The organism is Paenibacillus sp. FSL M7-0656, from assembly GCF_038003225.1.
Classification (GTDB): domain Bacteria; phylum Bacillota; class Bacilli; order Paenibacillales; family Paenibacillaceae; genus Paenibacillus; species Paenibacillus amylolyticus.
Genome location: NZ_JBBOOT010000001.1, coordinates 2,515,327 through 2,539,064 on the forward strand (window position 1 = coordinate 2,515,327; position 23,738 = coordinate 2,539,064).

Below are 23,738 nucleotides of genomic sequence, written 5' to 3' on the forward strand. Positions count from 1 at the left end.
TCAAAAAAATCTGGGGATAACAGCGATCGGAAGGTTGTTCTCTCATCGGAGTGTGCAGTGTAAATATTCTTTAGTTCAATTTATATAACAATCTACGAACAAAAAAAGTCCTTCCTCCTTCATATAGACGGGATTCAGGACATTTTGTTGCCTATTTATTTTCAAATCTTTGCTCAACTTGAGTATAACGAACAATACGTTTGCTCGAATCGTCCAGCCTCCAAGTCAGACTTGCGAATGAAAAATTGCAGTTCCCCGCAATCCCACCATTGGAAACCAATAGCATCATGGGTATCTATCTTCAACAGCAGTAGCGTATCGGATAGTTCCTGCCATGTCCGATCCTCATCACCGCCGTAATGTTTGGTCAGCTTCTTCTCACACTCCTGCTCATTATAATCGTACTCTTCTCCCAGTGCGATCTGTAACAAGGCACGATGCTCGGCATCCGGATGCTGCCCGTCAGGATATCCAAACATACCACCCCAATTCAGCGTACTTGGATGATTCCAACTCGACTCGAATTCAAGGTAACGGTCATACAGACTCACTTCCGCTTCGGCCTCATCGGTCTCAAGCAGAGAAGGCGAGAGCTCATTCAGCGCGTTGGCGTCAATATATGCATATGTAGGAAACTCAAGATTAGGCAGCACAGTCACCGAATGTGCAACAAACGGTGCTCCATCCAGCGCGGTATCACCTTCAGGCTCTCGCCTTATCAGGTTATGAGAACTCGGCTCAAAAATCACACGATGTTCAATGGGACAAGCAGATTCATCCGTGCCAATGAAAAAGTATAACATTCCACGTTCAGGCAAAGTCCCGCGCCCATCATTCGGCGTATACGGCGACAAATCCACCAGGTTCAGTTGGGCCAGGAAAGTCATTGGAACTCCTTCTTGTGTTACGGGCCATCCCATGCGACTTGGCAAATCCGGATGTCCACCCACACGTGAGTTTCCTGTTCTGCGATATTCGTCCAGTGTGGATACATCGAGGCGAATTCCCCAGCGGCTTGAGGACAACAGCAGATCGGCAGCAACTCCCAAACCATATTCCTCAAGTGTTTTACGGGCTTTTCTGGTCAGACGTTCACATTGTTCTGGCTTAATCATATAGATCCTCCCCTTTTGACAATACACCTATGCTGAGACATATTCAGGTTCACACCTGTATATTCTTCCGCCCGGACGTCTTTCCCTGCTTCTAGCAAAAAAAGAGACTGACATCCCCTGTCAGTCTACTTCTTTATCCTATATTCCATTTAACGATTTGGATCAGAAGACTTTTCCTGGTAAGCACGCATATGCTCCTCACCGTCCAGGAATTCATGGGCCTGATGGGCTGCCATCACCCCATGATAGCTGATATCCAGACCCAGATCTTCCTCTTCTTCTGTCGAACGTACAGGCACAATTTTGCCAATCAACTTCAGCCCGATCCAGGTCATGGCGAATCCCCAGATGACCAGGGCTGTAAGGCCAAGTGCCTGAACACCCAGCAACCTCCAGCCGCCGCCCATGAATAATCCACCATCCGTGGCAAACAGACCCACAGCAATCGTGCCCCACATTCCTGATGCAGCATGCACCGGGAAAGCACCAACCGGATCATCAATCTGTCGACGGTCCAGCCAGTTAGTGGCAGCCATCATCAACAAGCCGGATACTGCCCCAATGAATATCGCTGCTACATCGCCAACAAAAGCACAGCCTGCCGTAATACCGACCAGTCCAGCAAGCGAACCGTTAATGACCGAGGGTGCATCTGAACGATTGAAGCGGAATAACGTATACAGCAACGTAACCGCACCACCCGAAGCCGCAGATAACATCGTGACAATCGCAATGTGACCAATTCTTACATCCGTCGCGCTGAGTGTACTACCAGCATTAAAGCCAAACCAACCGAACCATAACAGAAATGCACCTACAGATGCCAGTGGCAGATTGCTTGGGAGTGCAATGGCACTTACGCCAAGTGGCGTGTACTTCCCTTTACGCGGGCCAATGATAATCGCAGCAGCCAGTGCTGAGAATCCGCCGAGCGCATGGATGACAGCCGAACCGGCAAAGTCCTGCATCCCCAGCTGACTAAGCCAGCCGCCGCCCCATGCCCAGTGTCCACCAATCGGATAAATGATCGCCGTCATCAATATGATATACAAAAGATAAGTACGGAAGTTGATCCGCTCGGCCACCGCTCCCGAAACGATGGAAATAACAGCAATGGTAAAGGCCGCCTGGAACAACCAAAATGTCTCCAGGGATACCGGTACGTCCAGATGAGACAAATCCCCGTTCAGGAAAAATCCCGTTACTCCCACAAAACCGCCAACGTCCGAACCATACATCAGTCCAAAACCGATCGCATAGAACAGTAACGTCCCAATCGTAATGTCAGCAAAAACCTTCATAATAATGTTCACACTATTTTTATAACGCACAAAGCCAGCCTCGAGCAGGGCGAATCCACCCTCCATCAATAAAATCATCGCTGCACTCAGTACGACCCAGACCGTATCAATCCCGGTGCTTAACGTCTCCAAAGTCATGCTTGTACATCCTCCGTTTCACTAAGCTGTCTGAGCTCACGGATTGTATCGGGCGCAAGCTCAATCTCGTCTCGCTCAATGCTGTCCGGATGCTTAATTCGTTCTGCAATCTGGTCCAGATCACGTATGCGTCTGCGAATCTGTTCCATCTTGCGAAAACGTTCCTTCACCTGCACCATATACTCCACCGCCTGATGATGGGATGCGGGGCGGCCCGCGAACCATTTACGTACGGGCGACAACGATTGATAAGCAACCTCTTCCGCTCGACGCTTTTGTTCGAACTGTTCGATCTTTTTCTTGAGCGTTTCGATCTCATTTTCTTTTTTGACCTTCAGCCGTTCGATAAGGTACAATAAATCGGACGATGATATTTGCAATGCTGTATGGTGATACACCTCGTCGATTACTAACATATCATGTCAGGACTCCTTACATATCAAGTTACTTGTACCGATTATAGTTTGCCGGGGCCTGCCCGTCAATCTTTTTTTGGACTTGGTATGGATGGAAATGAACCCGTTCATAGAGAACGGCTTTTTTTATTTGCCACAAATTACATCTAACAAAGGCTAATCTTGCCTAGGTTCGCATTCCCTCTTTCCATTCTCAATGCTTATAGAATAAGCATCCACATTTGGGGTAATGAACATACACAGACTACCCGCATCATAGAACCTGTATATAAGGAGAGGATTCCACAATGTTTACTCGTAATGACAATATACGCAACCAAATCTGGGAAGCAGTCTCGGGACTCGAAGAAGAACAATTGAACCGAAAACCTTCACCCGAGCAATGGAGTATTATGCAAGTACTACGACATCTGAATCTGATGGAAAATGTTATTGGAAAACAAGCCCGCCTGGCCCTCGAGAAGGAACAGACGGTGTCTGTGGACAAAAAACCATATGAATTATCGTTGGACCGCAGCCGCTCCGTCGAGGCACCACCCCATCTTCAGCCTCCAGCAGCGCCTGAAGCACTTGCAGACGTACGCAGTGATCTGAACGAATCTCACCAAGCGTTAAACAACTTTGCATTGGATCATGATCCTGACCTGCTGCGCAGCAAGTCCTTTCCTCATCCCGTATTTGGTGAGATGGATCTTACCCAATGGATTGACTTTACAAGCTATCATGAGGAACGTCATCTGGGACAGATTCAAGAGATTAAAAAGCAGCTTGGCGTGTAAGCACAACCTACACTTTCACATAGCATAGAATATAGTCGAACGACAAAAAAACCTCCAATCCTATTAATTTAGGTTGGAGGTTTTCAGTGTTCTTATGTTACGAATAAGAACGACACTTATATTTTTTTGCCCAAAATCGCCAGATCTCTATTCACACCATCCAACACGGCCACTTCGGGATAATATCCCCACTGTTCAAAACCATGCTTGCGCAATAACCCCAGACTCGGTTCGTTATGCCCGAAGACAAATCCAAGAATGGTCTTAATTCCAAGTGCAGGACATGCTGCAAATACCGTTTCGAGCAAACGTCCACCAGCCCCAATTCCGCGGCATTGCTGATCCACGTATACACTGACTTCCACCGTTCCATTATACGCAGGACGTCCATAGAACGAGCTGAGACTCGCCCAAGCTACCACCTGTCCTGCCTGCTTCATCACCCAAAGCGGACGATGTTCCCGTGTATGTTCCTCGAACCAAGGCAAACGTTGCTCCACCGTCACTGGCTCCAAATCCGCTGTTGCCATACGGCCCTCAATAGTAGAATTATAAATCTCCACAATCCTCGGCAAGTCCTCCAGGCGCGCATATTCAATCTGCACATCTTCCAGTTTCATCGCTATTCCTCCATCATTCCAGATCAAACCTCTAATTATAGAAGATATTATAACGGAGAAGAGAAGTCTTCGTCATCCCTAACATTCTGACAGAGAATTACTCAATCATTACTCTGCCAGTCCCTGTATTGTGTTCCCACGCGTTAACTGCTGAGTCTGGTCTGCCCAACGAATGTTAATTGAGCGAGATGTGAACAGATCCGGGCCATCCGATACCTGGAAATGCAGATGAGCTTCACTGGAATTCCCCGAATTACCAAGCTCACCGATAAGATCTCCCTGCTTGAGCTTATCTCCTTTTTTGACCGAAACACTGCCTTCCTTGATATGTCCTGTGATGCTGTATTCACTGTTGCCATGGTCGATTACCACGTAGTTACCAGCCGGTTCTTCCGGATTCATGACACCCGGTACATTGTCCGGTATATCATTCTTGATCTCGACGACAGTACCATCGGCAGCTGCATAAAGTGGTTCACCAAAAGCATAGTAGTTTTCGTTTGCCGTTGCATCACCTTGATAACTGGATTGTTCTTTGGTCCGAACGATATCCAGCGCATACCGCTGGGTTTCATGCTCATAATGATAGTTCGACAACACATCATTGCCTCCCCAGAATACATACCATTCTCCCTTCATCGGCAATTTAAATTCGGTTTTGGTGAATTTAGCATCCGTGTCCTCATGAGCTTGCAGCGGTTGGATCGAGAGACCTTCAATTTGATTTTCTTCGGAAAAATAAGCTCGAATTCCTTTCGTCCCAGTCTGATCCTTCCAGGCCACCTCAGATATTTGATTCATTTTGGCGTCTACCACTTGCTCCCATGATTCAACACCCTCCAAAAAAGGATCGGCCGTCGTTTTGAACTGTTCAAGCGTTAACGTCCCCTTCAATTCGGGAGAGAATTGATTATAGATTGCATCCTTTGAACCGTTCATCAGCGTATCTATGAAATTGTCCGGTGTAACCACTGCGCTCACCTCTGAACTTGAGTTCTGCTCCTGATTGGAGTTCTCGCTCGCTTCATTATTGGACGCCTGTTCGGCTGACTGCTGGTCGGAAGTAATGGAGTTACTGTTGCCGCAAGCAGACAATATCACGCAAGCTCCAAGGGTAATCACAAGCACCTTCCAGCCCCTTTTATTCTGTAATTTCGAATGTGTATGTTGCTCTGATTTCAGATGATCTTCTCTGTTCATTCTCAACATCCCTTCAGCTAGGACGTGTCTCAAAACTCGCTGAAGTGCATCTTTTACCGCCTTTTCGCCCCCTGCTACGTCAATTTCCCTTGACGTGCCCCGGCACGCCTGCGGAAAACTTCCTTGCTTGGAACGAAAATTCGGCAAAATCTGCTTCCTTCGGAGTTTTTAGACACGCCCTGATCGTTATACTTTCCAGTTAAGTGTACAGAATGAGTCTTATCCTTCGTCTAACCCCATCTTACATGTAGTTAAACTTGCAACGCCTTTTGAGGTTGTATAATTAAGATTCCGTTAAGATAGCTCATACGTTATACAGCCCTCTTGGATGGTATGATTAGCAATACACACAACGGAAGGATCAGGAGGTCAATTTTAAACTATGGATAACGTCTCATTACTGCTTGTGGATGATGAACAGGCTATTCTGCATATGCTCAAAACCGTTCTGCTCAAAGAGCAGTTTCTCGATATTGATACCGTTACAACAGGCGAAGCTGCCATGGAGGCATGCAACAACAAGACGTATCATTGCATCGTGCTCGACATCATGCTTCCTGGCAAAAGCGGACTGGAAATCTGTCCTTTTCTACGGCAGGTCACCGATGCGCCCATCCTGTTTCTAACGGCCAAAACAACCGATTATGACAAATTAACCGGATTCGCCGTTGGTGGTGACGATTATGTCGCCAAACCCTTTAATCCGCTGGAAGTCGTTGCTCGAATTAAATCATTACTGAAGCGTTATTTACCATCTAAAAGCGCAGCGATCTCGGATCATGTCCCATCTAACGTAAATACGTCATCTCCCAGCACATCGGAAGGCGTGTACGACTTTGGACGGTTTCAAGTGCTGGAGTGGGCTGGTGAACTTCGTGTTGAAGGTGAGTCCGTATCCTGCCCGGCACTTGTGTTCCAACTGTTACTCTTTTTCTGCAAACATCCCAATCGAATTTTTACCAAATCAGATCTATATGAGCGGGTCTGGGGCTCGGAAGCCATTAGTGATGACAATACCGTGATGGTTCATATTCACCGCATTCGGGAGCGCATTGAAGCCGATCCTTCCAATCCGGTGTTTCTTGTTAACGTCCGGGGTCTGGGGTACAAACTGATTCAGCCGGAACATGTGTCACGCCCATGAGTATTCGTCGCAGGTTAATGACCCGGTTTATCGGGATGCTTGCCGGTGCAGTCGTTCTTATCATCCTGCTTGGTTCTGTAGCCACTTACTGGGTCGTGCAAAAGGTAAATGAAGTGAATCTGATCGATGATTTTGCTCTTAACGGTCTGGACCAATTGATTAGTACAGCAGAGATCATGCCGGATGACACCATCCGATATGACCCCGAATTGCTGAAGCAAGTGGACAAAAATCAAGGCTGGCTCCAGGTTCTGGATGAACAAGGTTACGCCATTGATGAATATCACACACCTGCCGATGTTCCTACTCACTATAAACCGGGGGAATTGATTGCATACTGGGAAAGCCAGAAGCCGTTCCCTTATCAGATCGCCATGCTGATCCGGGAGAAGAACGGAAAAGATTTTACCTTGTTATATGGTGAGCGTAACCCGGCCAAGTCCTTAATGAATAACATTCGTTCAGATCTTGCTTTTACCAACGGGAAGCTTAATCTTCAGCCCAACCAACAGGAAGCCCTTCGTACTGCCAATGCTTATCTTCAAATATTGGACCCGTCAGGACGTGAAATTTCTTCCTTCAACAAACCAGCCATGGGCGTACCGACCGAATTCACCATTCAGGAACTCGTTCTGCAAGTTCGCTATCCGAGTCGATCTGGCCTGTCTGTTGCAACGTGGTACGACGAACAGAGTGAAACCACTTGGCTGATTAGCATCCCTGTAGATCCGGCGGTGAACAGTGATCAGAACCCCTACAATTTTATTCTGGAACCGGCATTGGTCGTATTGATTGTATCCATCATCATGCTGCTCATTTTGCTTGCCTTCTGGTATGCCAACCGATTCGGTTCACCCATGCTGCATATGCTCCAATGGTTACAGCGTCTGGAACGAGGACATTACGAGGAACCTACCGGAGCCTTTGGAGTGCCTCGCAGTCAGCGTCGTAACGGAAAGTGGAAGCGAAAATACAACGTGTATGCTGAAGTGCTTCGCTCCATGCAGGCCCTGTCTCATACTTTGAAGCAAGATGAAGAACTTCGGAAACAGACCGATTCTCTGCGGGAAGAGTGGATTGCTGGCATAACACATGACCTGAAGACACCCCTCTCCTCCATTCAGGGATATGCTCATATGCTTGAGGCGGATAAGTATAGTTGGACCGCGGAGGAAGTCAGGGAATTCGCAGGCATAATGCTCGATAAGTCCATGTATATGGACAGGCTTGTCAACGACCTTGCCATGACCTATCGATTACGCAGTGGTGGATATCAACCTGTGGTGGAAGAGACTGACGTAAATACGTTACTCCGTGATCTGATCCAGCGCGCAGAACGGAATCCGGCATATGGGGAAGGTCGCATCCTATTTCAACCTTCCGAAGTGCCTGTGTATGGACTTGTCCATATTCCGTCGTTTGAACGAATTGTGGATAATCTGACCGCCAATGCCCTTCTTCATAATCCGCCCGAGTCCATCCTGGTTGTCAGTGTGCATTCTGGTAAGCAATCAGATGAATTCAGCATTCAGTTTGCCGATAATGGAAGAGGCATGGACTCCGAGATGGTATGGAAGTTATTTGAACGATACTATCGCGGTACAGATACAGGTACATCGGACGTTGGATCAGGGCTGGGCATGGCGGTAACCAAAGGTTTGATCGAAGCCATGAATGGTCGTATTGAGGTACAGTCCACCCCTGGTGAAGGAACGATCATTCGCTTAATATGGGATGGGCCGTCCGAAACCAATTAAAATGTTCCGCTTGACCTTTCCATTTTCAGTCTATATAATCGACACTCAATAACACCTGTTCCAATATATTAATATTGAATGCAACACATTTCAGAATAATTTGAATGAGTTGATCTAACATATTTGGCGATGACCAGAGACATGATTTCGTTTGCGTGCTGCCCAGAGAGAGAGGGGATTGGTGAAACCTTCTTCAGCGAACGGACCGGAATTACCCCTCTGCAGCCGTGACCTCGAACCTCAGCATTTCGAACTTCCCTCGGATGTTTGGCTTGTTACCAGTAGAGTTCACCGCCTGATCCCCGATAACGGATTCCAATGAGGGTTATGATGTTTTCTGTTCCGGCGGCTGGCCGAGAGCAGGGTGCACCATAACCAAAATTAGGGTGGAACCACGAGCCAAGCGCACTCGTCCCTTTTCCGGGACGGGTGTTTTTTGCGCTTTCATTTTAAGAAATGGAGAGTGGTTCACATGAGCAAACAAGAAAACAGTAACTCAGTAAGCAACAAATCAGGTAACGAAATAAACAACCAAGCAAATGATCTTCAACCATCCAGTCATTCCATTGAGGTCCATCTGCAAGGTGGCGCGATACGTTCTTACGAAGCAGGCATCACTGTAGGTGCGGTTGCCTCATCTATCAGCACAAGTCTTGGGAAACAGGCTATCGGCGGTATTGTAGATGGTCAAAATGTCGATCTCGATTGGGTGCTCCAGCAAGATTGCGAACTTGTTATCGTTACTTTAGAAAGTGCGGAAGGTCTGTATCGTTATCGTCACAGCGCAGCACATGTGCTCGCACAGGCACTCAAACGCATCTACGGTGCAGAACAAGTGAAACTGGGTATCGGCCCAGTCATTGAAGATGGATTCTATTACGATGTTGATCTGGAGCATGCCTTGTCCATCAGTGATCTGGCTGCCATCGAGCGGGAAATGAACAAAATCATTCAGGAAAATCATAAGATCAGTCGCCGGGTCGTTAACCGGGAGGAAGCCCTCCGTATCTTCGGAGAAATCCAGGACCCTTACAAGCTTGAACTCATTCGGGATTTGCCAGAGGACGCCGAGCTTTCGATCTATGATCAAGGAGAGTTCTTCGATCTGTGTCGCGGTCCCCATCTTCCATCCACTGGTCGGATCAAAGCGTTCAAGCTGTTGAATGTAGCTGGTGCGTACTGGCGGGGTAACTCGGATAATAAGATGCTGCAACGTATCTACGGCACTGCTTTCCCGAACAAAGCCCAACTGGATGAACATCTGCACATGCTCGAAGAAGCAAAGAAACGGGATCATCGTAAACTTGGCAAAGAGCTTGAACTGTTCATGTTCTCCGAAGAAGCGCCCGGCATGCCCTTCTATCTGCCCAAAGGTATGACAGTTCGCACTGAACTGGAGCAGTTCTCCCGTGAGTTGCAATTGCAGGAAGGGTATCAGGAAGTTCGGACTCCTCTCATGATGAACAATCGTCTGTGGGAGCAATCGGGCCATTGGGAGCATTACAAGGACAACATGTATTTCTCGGAAGTGGACGATGCCACTTTTGCACTGAAACCGATGAACTGCCCTGGGCATATGCTGATCTTCAAAAACACACTTCATTCCTATCGCGAATTACCCATTCGCATGATGGAATTTGGTCAGGTTCACCGTCATGAATTCTCAGGTGCCCTGAACGGAATGATGCGTGTGCGGACATTCTGCCAGGATGATGCTCATCTCTACGTCATGCCAGAGCAGATCGAGGACGAGATCAATCAGGCGATCTCACTGATCGGACGTATGTACGATATCTTTGGATTCGAATATAAGATTGAATTGTCCACTCGTCCGGAAGATTCCATGGGATCGGAAGAGCTGTGGGATCAAGCGGAACGCGCATTGCAAAATGTACTAGATCGTCGGGGCGTGGAGTATCGCATTAACGAAGGGGACGGTGCCTTTTATGGACCGAAAATTGACTTTCATATCCTTGATGCGCTGAAGCGTAGCTGGCAGTGCGGAACAATCCAGCTTGATTTTCAAATGCCGGAGAAATTCGACCTCACTTACATTGGCGAGGATAGCCTGAAACACCGTCCGGTCGTGATCCATCGTGCCATCTATGGTTCCATCGATCGTTTCATCGGCATCCTGACTGAGCACTATGCAGGAGCGTTCCCACTCTGGCTCGCACCTGTACAAGTGAAGCTCCTACCTGTGTCAGATCATTATGCAGACTATGCACTCCAAGTACAGAGCCAACTCCGTGCTGCGGGCATTCGGGTAGAAACAGATCTGCGCAGCGAGAAGCTCGGGTACAAAATCCGTGAATCCCAGATGGAAAAAGTGCCTTATTCGCTCGTGCTTGGTGAGAATGAGAAAAATGCCTCATCCGCCTCTGTCCGTGCATACGGTCAGGGAGATCAAGGCATCCAACGTATTGAAGCTGTTATTGAAATGATCCAACAAGCTGTGAAGGCAAAAGTATAAAATATGTAACGACTCTATTCATGAGTCACTCATCAGCTTGTGCTGAATTACAACTTCTCGTCATCTCTTAGCCCCACCTGTTCTTCGCTCCACGTCCAGAAACGCTCAGCTGAAGCATCGTCAACGGCATGTGCCTTCAGCTGCTGCTCTTTCTGTTGATAGAAGTAACGACCGGTGATGCCGACGACTTCAGGGCTTGTGGCCAGATAAACAGCCGTTCGCGCCCCTTCTTCAGGGGACAGAAAGAATGGAAGTTTACCTGCAAACGCCATAATGCGTGTGCCAAATCCGGTATTGCGATCTACGCCAATACTCGTTCCCACCGCACCAGGGTGTAGACAGTTCACTGTGACAGACGTACCTGACAGTTTACGAGCCAGTGCACGAGTGAACAGCACGTTCGCCAATTTGGATTGGGCATAACTTTTGATCGGATTATAACCTTTGTGCAGATGTGGATCTTCGAAGTGGATTTTGCCGGCCTTATAAGCACCTGACGAAACGTTCACAACCCGTCCCTGCTTCGCAGCTTTCAGAGGTGCTATCAAAAGTAAGGTCAGCAGGAAATGCCCCAGATGGTTAATACCGATACTTTGTTCGAACCCGTCTGAGGTTTCCTTCCGCTTAACCATCACTACCCCCGCATTATTAACCAGAACATCAAGGTGATCATGACGCTCGCGGAATGTGCCGGCAAACTGGCGTATACTTTCGAGTGAACCCAGGTCACACAGCATCAATTCAATCGCAGAAGAACCGGACTGACGCACAGCTTCCTGAAGAGCCTCCTGTCCGCGCTTCTCACTGCGGCATGCCATAATTACGCGATATCCTTGCCTTGCAAGTTCAATGGTGGTTGCCAACCCCATACCTGAGTTAGCTCCTGTTACAATTGCTGTCTGATTAGACATGAGGTACTTCCCTTCTGAACCTGAGGTTCCGAAATTAGAGGCGCGACGACGGACAATATGAGATAATGATAGGATCACATCTCGGTTTCCATGGGAGGACAAGTATGCTGACCAAAGAGGATTTTAAAAAAGTTAAAAAACAAGCCAAACTTGAAATCGCACTACTCGAACAGGAATATCAGGAAATCTTGCAGAACGTTGATTCTACGCTGTATGAAAAATACGGTATTTTGGACAAAAAAGAAACACGTGAGCTCACCCGAAAACGTAAAAACCGAAGATATGCTTCACTGGTCATCGAACTATGCGCCATTATTGAACAAATGTTACATCAACTGTACAGAGACGTATATCAGAAAAAGTTTAATTCGACTCAGCTGATGAAAACTCCTGCCTACCGTGCACGCTCCAACATGGAGATTATTCAGGCCGAACTGAGTAAAGAGTTCATTGCTCTGGAACCCGAAAAAGAAAACTTCGCTGAAGCCCTTAGTCTGGTGTTTCAGACGAGGAACAAACTTGTTCATGATAATTTCTCATTTGTCACCATCGTTAAGGACGGCAGTAATGAAGAAGAAACGTTCGAAGCACTGCTCCATACGGTAAAAAAATATAGAAAACACTTGAAATATAATCGCCCTGAATAACAACAATCATCGCTAAAAATATAAGGAGGTGTACCGGACTACGGTCCGAATAACCATGAGCCATCCAACAACTTCGATTACTGTGCTAAATCTTCAGATTCCCACACCTTCCGGGAACAGCCCCATATTCCCCGTCATGCTTCGTGATGTAGATGGCGTTACCTTGGTGGATACAGGCATGATCGGACAATTTGCAGAACTTCAATCCGCATTAGAACAAGAGGGCGTACAGCTCTCGGACGTCAAACGTGTGATTATTACTCATCAGGACATCGATCATATCGGTAACTTGGGAGCTCTGCTGGATGCCATCCCTGATCTGGAAATCTGGGCACATGCCGATGAGATTCCATATCTAACAGGTGAGAAACCTTTGATCAAGTTCACGCCTGAACGTCGTGCTCTGCTGCCCGCGCCCGTTTTGGCACTGGCAGACCAACTGCTCTTGCAGCTGCCTGAAGTGAACATTAGTAGAACTCTGGCGGACGGAGACTTGTTACCCCTTCAAGGTGGTACACAGGTCATTCATACACCGGGACATACACCAGGTCATATCTGCCTGTATTTCGGGGAGCAACAGTTCCTGCTCGCTGCCGATGAACTTCGTGTGGTCGATGATGAACTGGTTGGCCCTGCACCACAAGCGACACCGGACATGCCTGAAGCGCTACGAAGCCTGAAGAAACTGACCGACCTTAAGCTCAATAAGGTTCTCTGTTATCACGGTGGAGAGTACATGAATGATCCGGCTCAGCGTATTGCCACACTTGCGGAGAGCGCAGAATAGTGAAGAACGCGGACTTGTGAGTATTTTTGGAATGACACAAGCATCCTGTTAACGTTGTTTCTCTTCGTGCGGCATTGTGCGTTGTAGCTCATTCAAGATTAGGATGACACATACATTACAATCAAGGAGCTGTCCCATAAGTCATGAATTTGACGGGGACAGCTCCTTTAATTAATTAACCACGCATTTCTACTACTCTACTGCACTGGTGTTGATCGTATGGTAGCACCTATTGCGCACGCTATTCATACAGTATGCACGCAGTATCTTATATTGAACTACGACATGTGCACAGTATCTTTCCCCTGCCCGTTTGGCAAATCAATTCACCGGAAAATCCGTAACGTAAGTGTTTACTTATTGACTGAGGTCCGCCTCTAATGAATTGGGCACAGTCTAAACGTTATACTTGTTTTGTAACGAATCTCAGACACCCTATACGCAGTATTTTGAGTATCAAGTTTTTCTAACGAACTCCAGACACCCTAGTTACTCATTTCATTGGTTTTTCCGCAGGTTTCGAGTGAATTTTGGCGATATAGCGCGGATGAGGTTCGTTACATTCTACGAACGCCACCATACCTCTATTTAAGGTGCGTCAGGTTCATTAGAAAAATTTTATTTAGAGCGATTCAGATTCAGGACACTTCAGGGCTTTGACTCAAGTTAAGCGGCAACCGTTCGTTTTAAACTCACTCCATTCGCTACCTTACGGCGAGACCAATCCGGTGCGACGCTGTCCTGCAACACTGATCTCCCTGACCCCGACTCAGCTCTCCGGAGTTAGTACAATCAGCTTGTCATCTCCATCACGTGGCGATCCTCGTCCATCCCGATTGTTCGTAAGCACATATAACTTCCCGTCCTCACCAGCACTCACATTGCGAATCCGGCCCCACTCATCTTCGAAGATCGGTTCCACCTGCTCCACCTGTGTGCCATCTTCCGAAAGAGTGACCTTCAGCAACTGCTCTCCACGCAGATTCGCAGCAATCAGTGATCCAGCCCAAGGTCCTTCTTCTACAAAAGCTACACCAGACGGCGCCCATGTATCGTTCCCACTATGTGCAAGCGGAGCCTGATATGTGCCATTGTCATCATCGTCTCCCTCCACCTCGGGCCAGCCATAATTCTCACCAGCTACAATCCGGTTAATCTCATCATGATTCCGCTGACCATGTTCGGTAGAATAGAGGTAACCGTTGTCCGGATTCCATGCCAGTCCCTGTGCGTTGCGGTGTCCCATACTGTATACAGGTGAATTCGGCCATGGGTTGTCTGCCGGGATCGATCCGTCGAGACCTATCCGCAATATTTTACCTCCAAGGCTATCTTCGTTCTGTGACAGTTCCGGTTCATAACGCTCACCTGTCGTGATATAGAGCAACTTGTCCGGGCCAATTTTGATCCGCCCACCGTTATGATTGGTTCCGCCTGGAATGTTACCAAGCAACTCTTGATCTATGACCGCTTTGCCATCATTCACCTTGAGGCGTAACACTCGATTGGCAATGTCGTCGCCTTCCAGATAGGAGTGATATGCATACAGATAACCGTTATCCTCGAAGTCCGGATCAGCCGCAAGACCCAACAGACCTCCTTCACCTTCTTCATTAAACGGGGCTGAGAATTCAATCAGTGGTTCAGGAGCTAGTTTTCCATCCTCAATGACCCGAATCGCACCAGGGCGTTCCGTTACAAACATCCGACCATCAGGCACACTCACAATCTCCCATGGTGCATTCAGTCCTTCAACCAGTACGGAAGCCTGATACGGAATAACCACCTCTCCCTGCGCTCCACTCTCATTTCCACTTGCACCGGTATTGCCTCCATTGGCTGTCTGTCCCTGACCTGTTCCCTGCCCCTGAGACGTCTGCTCTGTTCCTCCCGTAGAAGGTTCGCCTGAAGAACATGACGCGGTTAACAGTGCCACACTTAATAATGAAGCATACAGTGGAACGGTTACTCGATTATTCATGATTACATCTCCCTTCGTATATCGTTCTTTTGTATAAAATAAATAAGTCAAGCTTCAACGTATTGTTAATGGATTGCTCTCTATTGTTGTGGTGTTATTATTCATCTGCTAAGCGGTTTCGCCCTGTATTACCCTTCATACCAGCCGCTTAAACCGAGAATTCAAGGTATTCCGAGGATATGAAATCACCGCAGTTTGGAATTCCATCATAATCTTTTATAATAGAAGGATAGTATGAATGGAAAGGTGGACAACTACACTTATGAATCAAAACCCTTTATCTCGTCTTGAAGCCGATCTGTCCGGGCAAGGATTGGACGCCATGCTGATCACAGATCCAAAACATATCTACTATTTAACTGGATTTGCGAGCAATCCGCATGAACGTTTCCTCGGTCTGGTTCTCGCACGTGGCGAAGAGCCCCTGTTGATTGTACCTGCGCTTGATGCTGAAGCTGCCGCAGCCGCTTCCTCGGTATCCAACATTGCTACTCACACGGATACGGATAATCCATACGCTTTGTTTGATCGTTATCAGGGGCGCTTGGGCCGGGTTGGTCTCGAGAAAGAATACGTGACGGTCGCACGTTATGAACAACTAACCGCCGCGCTAGGTGCTGCCAGCTTTGAAGATGTTGGCCCCCTGCTTCGCACATTACGTGTGAAAAAAACACCGGATGAGGTAGCCCGCATTCGCCACGCCATATGTCTGATTGAAGAAACATTGCGTCAAGGACTCTCTCATGTTCGCACAGGCGTAACCGAGATCGAACTTGTCGCCGAGATGGAGTATCAGATGAAAAAGCTGGGTGCCGACGGCCCTTCCTTTGATACCATGGTGCTCACGGGACCCAAAACAGGTCTGCCACACGGTACACCCGGTGAACGGAAACTGCAACATGGTGACCTGTTGATGTTTGATATGGGTGTGTATGCTGGAGGATATGCCTCGGATATCACACGTACATTCGCCTTTGGTGACATCTCACCTGAACTCAAAACCATCTATAACACTGTACTCGCAGCGAACGAAGCTGCTATCCAAATCGTGAAACCAGGCATCACCTGCGCCGAAGTGGATCGTGCAGCACGCCAGGTCACGGAAGAAGCGGGATACGGCGAGCGCTTTATGCATAGAGTAGGCCATGGATTGGGTATCGACGTACATGAGTATCCTTCTCTCCATGGAGAGAATATGGACATCCTGAATGAAGGTACCGTATTCACGATTGAACCGGGCATCTATACCGCAGCAGGCGGCGTCCGTATCGAAGATGATGTAATTGTGACCGAGACGGGTATCGAAGTTCTGACGACATATCCAAAAGAACTGCAAATCCTTAGCGACTAATCCAATTGGATCTATGTCAAAACAGCCCATATACATCAATGCTCAGCCGATATTATGCATCATGAACTAAACTGCACGAAACTGTGCTGAACTGTATCTTCAAAATAATATACTCCTTTCGCGTACGCCTCAGGCCTGTATACAGAAAAAGTAGCAAGTACACACGCGAACACAAAAATCCCGCAAATCCATGAATATCATGGGTTGCGGGATTTTAATTAATACAAAGCATATCCTAAATTACTCCGTCTGCATTCTACGTAATTTTATTCCTGCTCACTCATTTACCATTAGTCAAACTCATGCGTAATATCCTGCCAAGACTCCAGCTGTGGCAGCTGTTGCTTCCCCCAGTAATCCAGAAACCATTGAATAATCCCAGTCGTATCTGTTGTTCTGCAGCTGTAATGTCGGAAACCGTCCTCGCCTTCCTGCAAACGAATCTCCGCCACCATCTGCCCTGGTTCCTCAAGCGCAGCAGCCTGCATATACATACTTCCCTCCACCAGCTCGGAAGGTACAAGTACTACGAATTCCTGCAATTCCAGATTGGAGATCAACTCCACCAATAACGAGGCATTAATGCTATCATTCTCGTAGGTTGTGCCATTGCTTTCCAGTGTATAACGCAGTGTAGAGTACATGTGCGATTCCCCTTTGTATGAAAATCATCGTTCCTAATGATACACGCTTATAACGACAGGTCGTTTATATTATAACTTTTTCATAAAAATGTAAAAAGGATTTTTCTTGTTTCGGGTCTTTTCTATGAAAAAAACCCTTGCAGAGTCTGAATTACAATTGACTACGCAGAGGTTTTTTTTAAGTGATACTCTTTGAATATTGTCTAAGCCTCATCCTTAAACTTAAAGCTACGTGCAGCATACAGAAACGGCGTTCCAACCGCAGTTAATACAAATTTGATAATATACGTCGTCAGGAAGATTTCCAGCCAAACATCCCAAGGGTAGATAAACGCAAACGCGATCGTGCAGAACACCAGTGTATCCACAAATGAACTGATGATCGAACTACCGTTGGTGCGAATCCACAACTGATTGCGCCCTGGAGCCACCTTGCGCAGCCAGGAGTACAATCGAACATCCAGGAACTGACTTATGAAGTATGCCGTCAGACTTCCGAGTGCCAAACGTGGCAGCAGACCAAACAATGTTTTCATCGAATCCTGTGCAAAGTCCGTTGGTGCCGGGTCAAAGTACAACACCATCTGCATCAGAACCGTTGTCATGATGAGCGTGAAGAATCCAAACCATACGGCTTTGCGTGCCTCACCTGGTCCATATTTTTCATTAAGAAGGTCACTGGTCAGGTACATGCTGACATACATCGTGTTGCCTAACGTCAGTACAATTCCCATGATATCTATCGTTTTGGTCACCTGAATGTTGGCTATAACCGTAGCCACACCAATCCAGGCATAGAGACCTTTTTTACCGAACAAGCGGTAACACAACAGGAAAAATCCATAAGTTACGAGAACAAAAACTGCTCCCCACCCTAAGTTAAACATAAATACATACACTGCCTTCCTAGTTTTGATTACGCGGGATGGTTACGAACCGCGGTTTGGCTCAGGGCCAAAACATGAATACTCTATCACATTTCTCGTCCCATGAACAGAACTAAATAACTCCAAGCGTGCCTGAGTGACTACGACCCCTTCTATATTCCTCCGCTTCCCTCTCGACCATACTAGTTTTTCCTACCTCTATTCCCCTTGCACCGTGTATAGAAAAAGAAGACTGCTTCACCACTGTGCACAGCATAGTTTGATTGCCGCAAAAAAAACCGCCCTCCGGATTCCTCCGAAGGACGGCTTTTCTCACTTGATTTGTAGACGGCTCTAGCTATCTTAATGTGAGCTTCTATCTAATCCATTCTGTATTAAGCCTGAGCCGCAGAATCCAGCTCACGACTCTGATCGTTAAACGTGTCCCGATCGTTTTCCTTCAAAATTCTGCTCGTTACGAGTCCTGATGTCATCGACCCGTTCACGTTAAGCGCTGTACGACCCATGTCGATCAGCGGCTCCACGGAAATGAGTAGTCCAACCAGAGCCACAGGCAGATTCATGGTGGACAATACGATCAGGGAAGCGAAGGTTGCCCCGCCGCCAACGCCAGCCACACCAAACGAACTGATCATGACTACGAGGATCAAAGTCACAATGAAGTCCCAGCTCAGCGGGTCGATGCCGACCGTCGGAGCGATCATAACCGCCAGCATGGCTGGATAGATCCCGGCGCAGCCGTTTTGCCCAATCGTAGCCCCAAAGCTTGCAGACAGGTTCGCAATGCCGTCCGATACGCCGAGTTTCTTCGTCTGTGTCTCCACATTCAGCGGGATCGCCGCTGCACTTGAACGGGATGTAAAGGCAAATACCAGTGTTGGCAACACCTTCTTCAAATACGTAATCGGGTTGAACCCGGACAGCGAGATAATGATCAGGTGAATAATAAACATGATCGCCAGCGCGATATAAGACGCAATGACGAATTTGATGAGCTTTAATATCTCTTCCGCATTGGTTGTCGCCGTTACCTTTGTAATCAGTGCTAAAATTCCGTAAGGCGTAAGCCTCAGCACCAGCGTAACAATTCGCATAACCACCGCATATACCGCATTAACCATACCGCGGAACGTCTCCGCCTGCTGAGGTTTTTTGCGATCCAGTCCAAGTACGGCTACACCGATGAACGCGGAGAAGATAACCACCGCCAGTGTGGATGTACGACGTTCTCCTGTCATATCTGCAAATGGATTAGAAGGAATGAATTCCAGCACTTGCTGCGGGATGGTCTGATCCTTCACATCAACAAGCCGTTCCTCCACCTTCTGAATCTGCGCATTCTCCCGGTCTCCTCCTTGAATCTCAATGGAAGTCAGGTTAAAGCCAAGGCTCGTTACAATGCTGACACCTGCGGCAATCGCTGTGGTGATCAACAGAATGGCAATAATGGAAACACTCATCTTGCCGAGATTTTGTTTGCCCTTCAGATTCATAATGGCTGAAATGATCGACACCATGATCAATGGGATCACGACCATTTGTAACAAACGAACATATCCTGAACCGACCAGATTGAACCAATCGACTGATTTCGTAACTACATCAGAACCTGATGTGTACACCAATTGGAGAATAACCCCGTAAACAACCCCCAGTCCCAGACCCGCAAATACGCGTTTCGTAAAGGAGATATGCTTTTTCTGCATCCAGTAGAGGACGCCAAGTAAGGCAAGTATAACCACTACATTCAATATGACTAGAAAAGTATCCATTTCTTTAAATCCTCCTCAGGCATGTGTGTAACCGGAACATATCCAGTTTTCTCTTCTATCTTTTGTACTTCCGACAAAGACATTTTACAATATAACATATAACAAACTATTCTGGTAGGTATTAATTGATATTATGTAATATGCATGTAACAGATTCATCTATTTCTGAAAAAAATACACCAAATCGTGAAAATTGTTCTATTCAACCTCCGGTTAATTTTGTAATATAGGTATATCCGCTTATTCCCAAGTTTTCTCAATGTTCAATTTAGGTCTTTCTTCATTGGTAGATAGGTCTTAGGATTACGGAAAAGCGACAATGTTAATGAACTTGACGTGAAAGGATGATCATATGTTTCGTAATCGCACCGTTGCCGGTAAAATCAGAGGCACCTTGTTCCTCGTTCTGCTGGTTGCTTCCCTGTTGTTCAGTATTAGTTTTTATGCCGTATCGATGAATATTATTCAAAGCTACGTGCTACCGCAGTTTGACAAAGTCCTAAACACGTCCATTCAGGATATATACAAGAATACTTCAGCATCCAAAATCCTACAGGTACAGAGTGGCGGAGCCGGTTCTGAAGGTGCTGCCATGACCGTGGAATCGTACCTGGCAGATAAAGCAAAAGAACATAATTTGGATGCGGCTTACGTTGTTGCTATTCAAGATGGCTCAGCCAAAGTCGTTGTGGCCAACCCTTCTTCAAACATGAAAGCCCAGGATGAGATTAGTGTAGAACCCGCAATGAATGCAGCTATTGAGAACAAAGAAATGGTAATCAGTGAGGTCTACTCCGATTCCTTTGGTGTACATAAAGCAGCCTTTATCCCCATTGCAGGAAGTAACATGATTATGGCTGTGAGCATGGATGCCCAGTTCATTCAAGACAAGATTACCCAGATTTTCTGGTTGTGTCTTGGGATTACAGCATTAGTGTTTGTGCTCGGCTGGCTTATCTCCACTAGTATGATCAAAAGAGTTACCAAACCAATCATCAAGCTCGTCCAACATAGCAAACAAATATCCCAGGGTGATCTGACCGCTGAACTAGAGATCAAAGGTAAAGATGAAATTGCCCAGCTTGCCGCAAGCTTCCAGACGATGACGCATAATCTGAAAGAAATGATTAGCCGTGCCTTGTCCACGTCCAATGAAGTTGTATCAGGCTCCAATGACCTGCTTCAGCGGGTTGAATCGATGTCCGGTATGGTTCGAGACTCCAGCCGCTCTGCAGAAGATGCAGAAAAAGGCAGCATCAGCATTGCGTCAAGCGCATCCGAGAACGCCAGAGCTATGGAAGAAATTACGCAAGGTATCATGCATATTGCTTCTTCTTCTGCTGAAGTGTCTGACCAGATTGGTGAAGCAGCCAACGAGGCAGTTAACGGTAACCGACTGGCTCAGAATGCCATTGAGCAGATGGAGCGTGTAGGCCAGACAGCAAGCGAATCGTTGCGATATGTTGAAACTATGAATGAACGTTCGGTAGCCATCGGCACCATTGTTGCTTCCATTTTTGAAATCACCAAACAGATTAACATGCTGTCACTCAATGCCTCCATCGAAGCAGCACGTGCCGGAGAGCATGGCCGCGGATTCGCTGTTGTTGCTGGAGAAGTTCGCAAACTTGCCGAGCAATCCAAGACAGCCACCGAAGAAATTTCGGATTATCTGGGTACCATTCGTGAAGATGCTGAACGCTCCGTTGACGCCATGAACCGTGTAACCCGGGAGATTGGTTCAGGCACAACGGTCGTTCAACAAGCAGGCTCAGCCTTCCAGCAACTGAATGAATTGATTCAGAACGTGAATCTGACCATTCAGACCGTCTCGGCTTCTACACAACAAGTATCTGCTGGTGCTGAAGAAGTGAGTGCATCCGTTGAAGAAACGGCACAGATTACGACCAAATCCCGTGAGAGCATGTTACAGATTGCTTCAACAGCAGATCTTCAGCTCAGCGAGATGGATTCACATTCGAATACAGTTCGTCACCTGCATGAACAAGCTGTAGAGCTGCAATCCGCTATGAAAAATTTCAAAATAAACTAACAGGTTAACCATTAACCTATCATCACCTGTTTTTAACCTCATTTAATCATAGGATATACAATACCCCCATGTCGCTAACATTCCGTTTCTAGAGAACGGTTTGCCGGACATGGGGGTATTGTTGTTTCACTCAGATGCCTGAACACCCATAATCTCGTACACGCGCTTCATATCCAATGCCGAACGCAATGATTCAGCTACCCGATCAAACTCCATCTCCTTACGCTCATGCGCACTATACGTCTCCTGAAGTGGAGCCAGTCCCTTTCCTGCACGCAAGGCATTCAGCCAAGAACGTCGGAATTGATCACTTTCAAACAAACCATGCAGGTAGGTTCCCCACACGCTGCCATCTACTGAGCCCCAGCCTTCTTGGAAAGGTTGACCACCTGGATGTGAGATTTCAAACAACGCGGTTACACGTTCAGGCTCGTGGCACTCCGTAACGCCCATATGAATCTCATATCCGTTAATGGGTAATGAAGATGCATCCTTATCTCGATCACCATACAGACGTATCGGGTGATTAGGCTGCACCCGTCCGGAAGCTCTGACGGTCTGCTTTTCCTGAAGAAAAGTTGTCGATAGCGGGAGCCAGCCAAGTCCTTTTGCTTCCTGAATCTGATTCGCCTCCACAGCAAACGGGTCCTTCAGATGACGTCCCAGCATCTGGTATCCGCCACATATTCCTACGAGCTGAACATGCTCACGCTCGGTCTGGCTCGCAATCGCCTGCTCCAGCCCAGACTCACGCAGAAATGCCAGATCACCTATGGTGTCCTTCGTACCCGGTAGAAGAATGGCATCCGGACTGCCCAATTCCTCTGGCGAGGTCACATAACGCACATTCACATCCGGTTCACGGGAAAGTGCGTCAAAGTCTGTAAAGTTGGAAATTCGCGGATATCGGATCACCACCAGATCCAGCTCGGTTTTGCCGGATTTACCATGACGCATGGAGTCCAGCACCACTGAATCCTCTGCTTCAATCTGAATATCTCTTATGTAAGGCAATACACCTAATACTGGAATGCCTGTCCGTTCTTCGAGCCAGTCGAGTCCTGGTTGCAACAGGGACAGATCACCGCGGAACTTGTTGATAATGAACCCTTTGACTCGCGCCACCTCATGGGGTTCCAGCAACTCCAGCGTACCTACAATGGAAGCAAACACTCCGCCCCGATCAATATCGGAGATCAGAATCACCGGCGCATCGGCCCAGCCTGCCAGATTCATGTTGACGATATCCCGGTCCTTCAGATTGATCTCGGCCGGACTGCCCGCTCCTTCCATCAGCACAATATCATAGGTATCCCGTAGCCGGTTCAACGCATCCATAACCGTCTGTTTTGCTTCAGGCAGGAAATGCTGACGGTAGTCCGATGCACTCATCTGGGCAAAAGGTACACCATGTACCACGATCTGCGAATGCATGTCCCGCACCGGCTTGATCAGGATTGGATTCATATCGGTTGTCGCCTCAATACCACAGGCTTCGGCCTGTGCCCCCTGGGCCCGACCAATCTCCTTGCCATCTTCCGTCACATAGGAATTCAGTGCCATATTCTGTGACTTGAACGGAGCAGGCTTGAAGCCATCCTGCTTAAAAATCCGGCACAATGCCGTTGTGATGACACTTTTGCCCACATCGGAAGCCGTTCCTTGCAGCATCAGTACCGCCGCTGGTTGTGATAGCCTATCTTCCACGCTCTCTCCCCCTGTCTCCGTGTATATCCAGATCACCTTACTCCCAACCTCATGC

Annotated in this window: 19 protein-coding genes; 8 read left to right on the forward strand and 11 right to left on the reverse strand. The window is 47.5% G+C overall.

The window, feature by feature from the left end:
* Positions 1-173: 173 nt before the first annotated feature.
* From MHI01_RS11145 to MHI01_RS11155, 3 genes are all read right to left on the reverse strand, one after another.
* A complete protein-coding gene (locus tag MHI01_RS11145) occupies positions 174-1,115 on the reverse strand; it encodes a YwqG family protein (protein WP_340983142.1) in 942 nt (313 codons plus the stop codon).
* A gap of 149 nt (positions 1,116-1,264) precedes the next feature.
* Positions 1,265-2,554, reverse strand: a complete 1,290-nt coding sequence (locus MHI01_RS11150) for an ammonium transporter (RefSeq protein ID WP_340983143.1) — start codon at positions 2,552-2,554, stop codon at positions 1,265-1,267.
* A complete protein-coding gene (locus MHI01_RS11155; RefSeq protein ID WP_036669157.1) occupies positions 2,551-2,970 on the reverse strand; it encodes a hypothetical protein in 420 nt (139 codons plus the stop codon). The genes MHI01_RS11150 and MHI01_RS11155 overlap by 4 nt, the downstream gene beginning before the upstream one ends.
* 287 nt (positions 2,971-3,257) lie before the next feature.
* Between MHI01_RS11155 and MHI01_RS11160 the strand changes: the two genes are divergently transcribed.
* The gene (locus MHI01_RS11160; protein WP_340983144.1) at positions 3,258-3,749 is read left to right on the forward strand and encodes a DinB family protein; all 492 of its coding nucleotides are present in this window, start codon (positions 3,258-3,260) and stop codon (positions 3,747-3,749) included.
* 116 nt (positions 3,750-3,865) lie between these two features.
* Here MHI01_RS11160 and MHI01_RS11165 read toward each other — a convergent pair whose 3' ends face one another.
* Together MHI01_RS11165 and MHI01_RS11170 are read right to left on the reverse strand one after the other, a co-directional pair.
* Positions 3,866-4,369, reverse strand: a complete 504-nt coding sequence (locus MHI01_RS11165) for a GNAT family N-acetyltransferase (RefSeq protein ID WP_127544127.1) — start codon at positions 4,367-4,369, stop codon at positions 3,866-3,868.
* A 108-nt stretch (positions 4,370-4,477) separates the two neighbouring features.
* On the reverse strand, positions 4,478-5,569 hold the full coding sequence (locus MHI01_RS11170; protein ID WP_340983145.1) for a peptidoglycan DD-metalloendopeptidase family protein: 1,092 nt from the start codon (positions 5,567-5,569) through the stop codon (positions 4,478-4,480).
* 382 nt (positions 5,570-5,951) lie between these two features.
* Here MHI01_RS11170 and MHI01_RS11175 point away from each other — a divergent pair, with 382 nt between their 5' ends.
* From MHI01_RS11175 to thrS, 3 genes are all read left to right on the forward strand, one after another.
* The gene (locus MHI01_RS11175) at positions 5,952-6,713 is read left to right on the forward strand and encodes a response regulator transcription factor (RefSeq protein ID WP_340983146.1); all 762 of its coding nucleotides are present in this window, start codon (positions 5,952-5,954) and stop codon (positions 6,711-6,713) included.
* Positions 6,710-8,470: a sensor histidine kinase gene (locus tag MHI01_RS11180; RefSeq protein WP_340983147.1), complete on the forward strand. Its 1,761-nt coding sequence runs from the start codon at positions 6,710-6,712 to the stop codon at positions 8,468-8,470. Before MHI01_RS11175 ends, MHI01_RS11180 begins: the two co-directional genes overlap by 4 nt.
* 472 nt (positions 8,471-8,942) lie before the next feature.
* Positions 8,943-10,943 (forward strand): threonine--tRNA ligase, encoded by a 2,001-nt coding sequence (gene thrS / locus MHI01_RS11185; RefSeq protein WP_340983148.1) that lies wholly within the window; start codon positions 8,943-8,945, stop codon positions 10,941-10,943.
* Positions 10,944-10,990: 47 nt separating this feature from the next.
* Here the strand turns inward: thrS and MHI01_RS11190 are convergent, their stop codons facing one another.
* A complete protein-coding gene (locus tag MHI01_RS11190; RefSeq protein WP_340983149.1) occupies positions 10,991-11,854 on the reverse strand; it encodes an SDR family oxidoreductase in 864 nt (287 codons plus the stop codon).
* A 104-nt stretch (positions 11,855-11,958) separates the two neighbouring features.
* Here MHI01_RS11190 and MHI01_RS11195 point away from each other — a divergent pair, with 104 nt between their 5' ends.
* Both MHI01_RS11195 and MHI01_RS11200 read left to right on the forward strand, forming a co-directional pair.
* Entirely contained in the window at positions 11,959-12,501 is a 543-nt protein-coding gene (locus MHI01_RS11195; RefSeq protein WP_340983150.1) for a hypothetical protein, read from the forward strand.
* 55 nt (positions 12,502-12,556) lie between these two features.
* A complete protein-coding gene (locus tag MHI01_RS11200; protein ID WP_051447176.1) occupies positions 12,557-13,288 on the forward strand; it encodes an MBL fold metallo-hydrolase in 732 nt (243 codons plus the stop codon).
* Positions 13,289-14,057: 769 nt separating this feature from the next.
* On the opposite strand, the gene MHI01_RS11205 is transcribed toward MHI01_RS11200, so the two are convergent.
* Positions 14,058-15,269, reverse strand: a complete 1,212-nt coding sequence (locus MHI01_RS11205; protein ID WP_340983151.1) for a PQQ-dependent sugar dehydrogenase — start codon at positions 15,267-15,269, stop codon at positions 14,058-14,060.
* Positions 15,270-15,531: 262 nt separating this feature from the next.
* Between MHI01_RS11205 and MHI01_RS11210 the strand changes: the two genes are divergently transcribed.
* Entirely contained in the window at positions 15,532-16,620 is a 1,089-nt protein-coding gene (locus MHI01_RS11210; RefSeq protein ID WP_340983152.1) for a M24 family metallopeptidase, read from the forward strand.
* A gap of 290 nt (positions 16,621-16,910) precedes the next feature.
* Here MHI01_RS11210 and MHI01_RS11215 read toward each other — a convergent pair whose 3' ends face one another.
* The 3 genes from MHI01_RS11215 to MHI01_RS11225 all read right to left on the reverse strand — a co-directional run bounded on the left by MHI01_RS11215 (position 16,911) and on the right by MHI01_RS11225 (position 19,923).
* Positions 16,911-17,264 (reverse strand): hypothetical protein, encoded by a 354-nt coding sequence (locus MHI01_RS11215; protein WP_036610715.1) that lies wholly within the window; start codon positions 17,262-17,264, stop codon positions 16,911-16,913.
* Between the two features lie 203 nt (positions 17,265-17,467).
* Positions 17,468-18,151, reverse strand: coding sequence for a queuosine precursor transporter (locus tag MHI01_RS11220; protein WP_100527911.1), 684 nt, complete (start codon positions 18,149-18,151; stop codon positions 17,468-17,470).
* Between the two features lie 374 nt (positions 18,152-18,525).
* The gene (locus tag MHI01_RS11225) at positions 18,526-19,923 is read right to left on the reverse strand and encodes an L-cystine transporter (RefSeq protein ID WP_340983153.1); all 1,398 of its coding nucleotides are present in this window, start codon (positions 19,921-19,923) and stop codon (positions 18,526-18,528) included.
* A gap of 352 nt (positions 19,924-20,275) precedes the next feature.
* Between MHI01_RS11225 and MHI01_RS11230 the strand changes: the two genes are divergently transcribed.
* On the forward strand, positions 20,276-21,976 hold the full coding sequence (locus tag MHI01_RS11230) for a methyl-accepting chemotaxis protein (RefSeq protein WP_340983154.1): 1,701 nt from the start codon (positions 20,276-20,278) through the stop codon (positions 21,974-21,976).
* 126 nt (positions 21,977-22,102) lie between these two features.
* Here the strand turns inward: MHI01_RS11230 and MHI01_RS11235 are convergent, their stop codons facing one another.
* The gene (locus MHI01_RS11235; RefSeq protein WP_340984848.1) at positions 22,103-23,647 is read right to left on the reverse strand and encodes a cobyric acid synthase; all 1,545 of its coding nucleotides are present in this window, start codon (positions 23,645-23,647) and stop codon (positions 22,103-22,105) included.
* Positions 23,648-23,738: the final 91 nt, after the last annotated feature.

What these genes read in the sequence shown, in the direction of transcription:
- MHI01_RS11160 (WP_340983144.1), top strand. Translation starts at nt 3,258, where the DNA reads ATGTTTACTCGTAATGACAATATACGCAACCAAATCTGGGAAGCAGTC.
- MHI01_RS11215 (WP_036610715.1), bottom strand. Translation starts at nt 17,264, where the DNA reads ATGTACTCTACACTGCGTTATACACTGGAAAGCAATGGCACAACCTAC.
- MHI01_RS11230 (WP_340983154.1), top strand. Translation starts at nt 20,276, where the DNA reads ATGTTTCGTAATCGCACCGTTGCCGGTAAAATCAGAGGCACCTTGTTC.
- MHI01_RS11150 (WP_340983143.1), bottom strand. Translation starts at nt 2,554, where the DNA reads ATGACTTTGGAGACGTTAAGCACCGGGATTGATACGGTCTGGGTCGTA.
- MHI01_RS11175 (WP_340983146.1), top strand. Translation starts at nt 5,952, where the DNA reads ATGGATAACGTCTCATTACTGCTTGTGGATGATGAACAGGCTATTCTG.
- MHI01_RS11205 (WP_340983151.1), bottom strand. Translation starts at nt 15,269, where the DNA reads ATGAATAATCGAGTAACCGTTCCACTGTATGCTTCATTATTAAGTGTG.
- MHI01_RS11225 (WP_340983153.1), bottom strand. Translation starts at nt 19,923, where the DNA reads ATGGATACTTTTCTAGTCATATTGAATGTAGTGGTTATACTTGCCTTA.
- MHI01_RS11210 (WP_340983152.1), top strand. Translation starts at nt 15,532, where the DNA reads ATGAATCAAAACCCTTTATCTCGTCTTGAAGCCGATCTGTCCGGGCAA.
- MHI01_RS11190 (WP_340983149.1), bottom strand. Translation starts at nt 11,854, where the DNA reads ATGTCTAATCAGACAGCAATTGTAACAGGAGCTAACTCAGGTATGGGG.
- MHI01_RS11170 (WP_340983145.1), bottom strand. Translation starts at nt 5,569, where the DNA reads ATGAACAGAGAAGATCATCTGAAATCAGAGCAACATACACATTCGAAA.
- MHI01_RS11145 (WP_340983142.1), bottom strand. Translation starts at nt 1,115, where the DNA reads ATGATTAAGCCAGAACAATGTGAACGTCTGACCAGAAAAGCCCGTAAA.
- MHI01_RS11155 (WP_036669157.1), bottom strand. Translation starts at nt 2,970, where the DNA reads ATGTTAGTAATCGACGAGGTGTATCACCATACAGCATTGCAAATATCA.
- MHI01_RS11195 (WP_340983150.1), top strand. Translation starts at nt 11,959, where the DNA reads ATGCTGACCAAAGAGGATTTTAAAAAAGTTAAAAAACAAGCCAAACTT.
- MHI01_RS11200 (WP_051447176.1), top strand. Translation starts at nt 12,557, where the DNA reads ATGAGCCATCCAACAACTTCGATTACTGTGCTAAATCTTCAGATTCCC.
- MHI01_RS11235 (WP_340984848.1), bottom strand. Translation starts at nt 23,647, where the DNA reads ATGCTGCAAGGAACGGCTTCCGATGTGGGCAAAAGTGTCATCACAACG.
- thrS (WP_340983148.1), top strand. Translation starts at nt 8,943, where the DNA reads ATGAGCAAACAAGAAAACAGTAACTCAGTAAGCAACAAATCAGGTAAC.
- MHI01_RS11180 (WP_340983147.1), top strand. Translation starts at nt 6,710, where the DNA reads ATGAGTATTCGTCGCAGGTTAATGACCCGGTTTATCGGGATGCTTGCC.
- MHI01_RS11220 (WP_100527911.1), bottom strand. Translation starts at nt 18,151, where the DNA reads ATGTTTAACTTAGGGTGGGGAGCAGTTTTTGTTCTCGTAACTTATGGA.
- MHI01_RS11165 (WP_127544127.1), bottom strand. Translation starts at nt 4,369, where the DNA reads ATGAAACTGGAAGATGTGCAGATTGAATATGCGCGCCTGGAGGACTTG.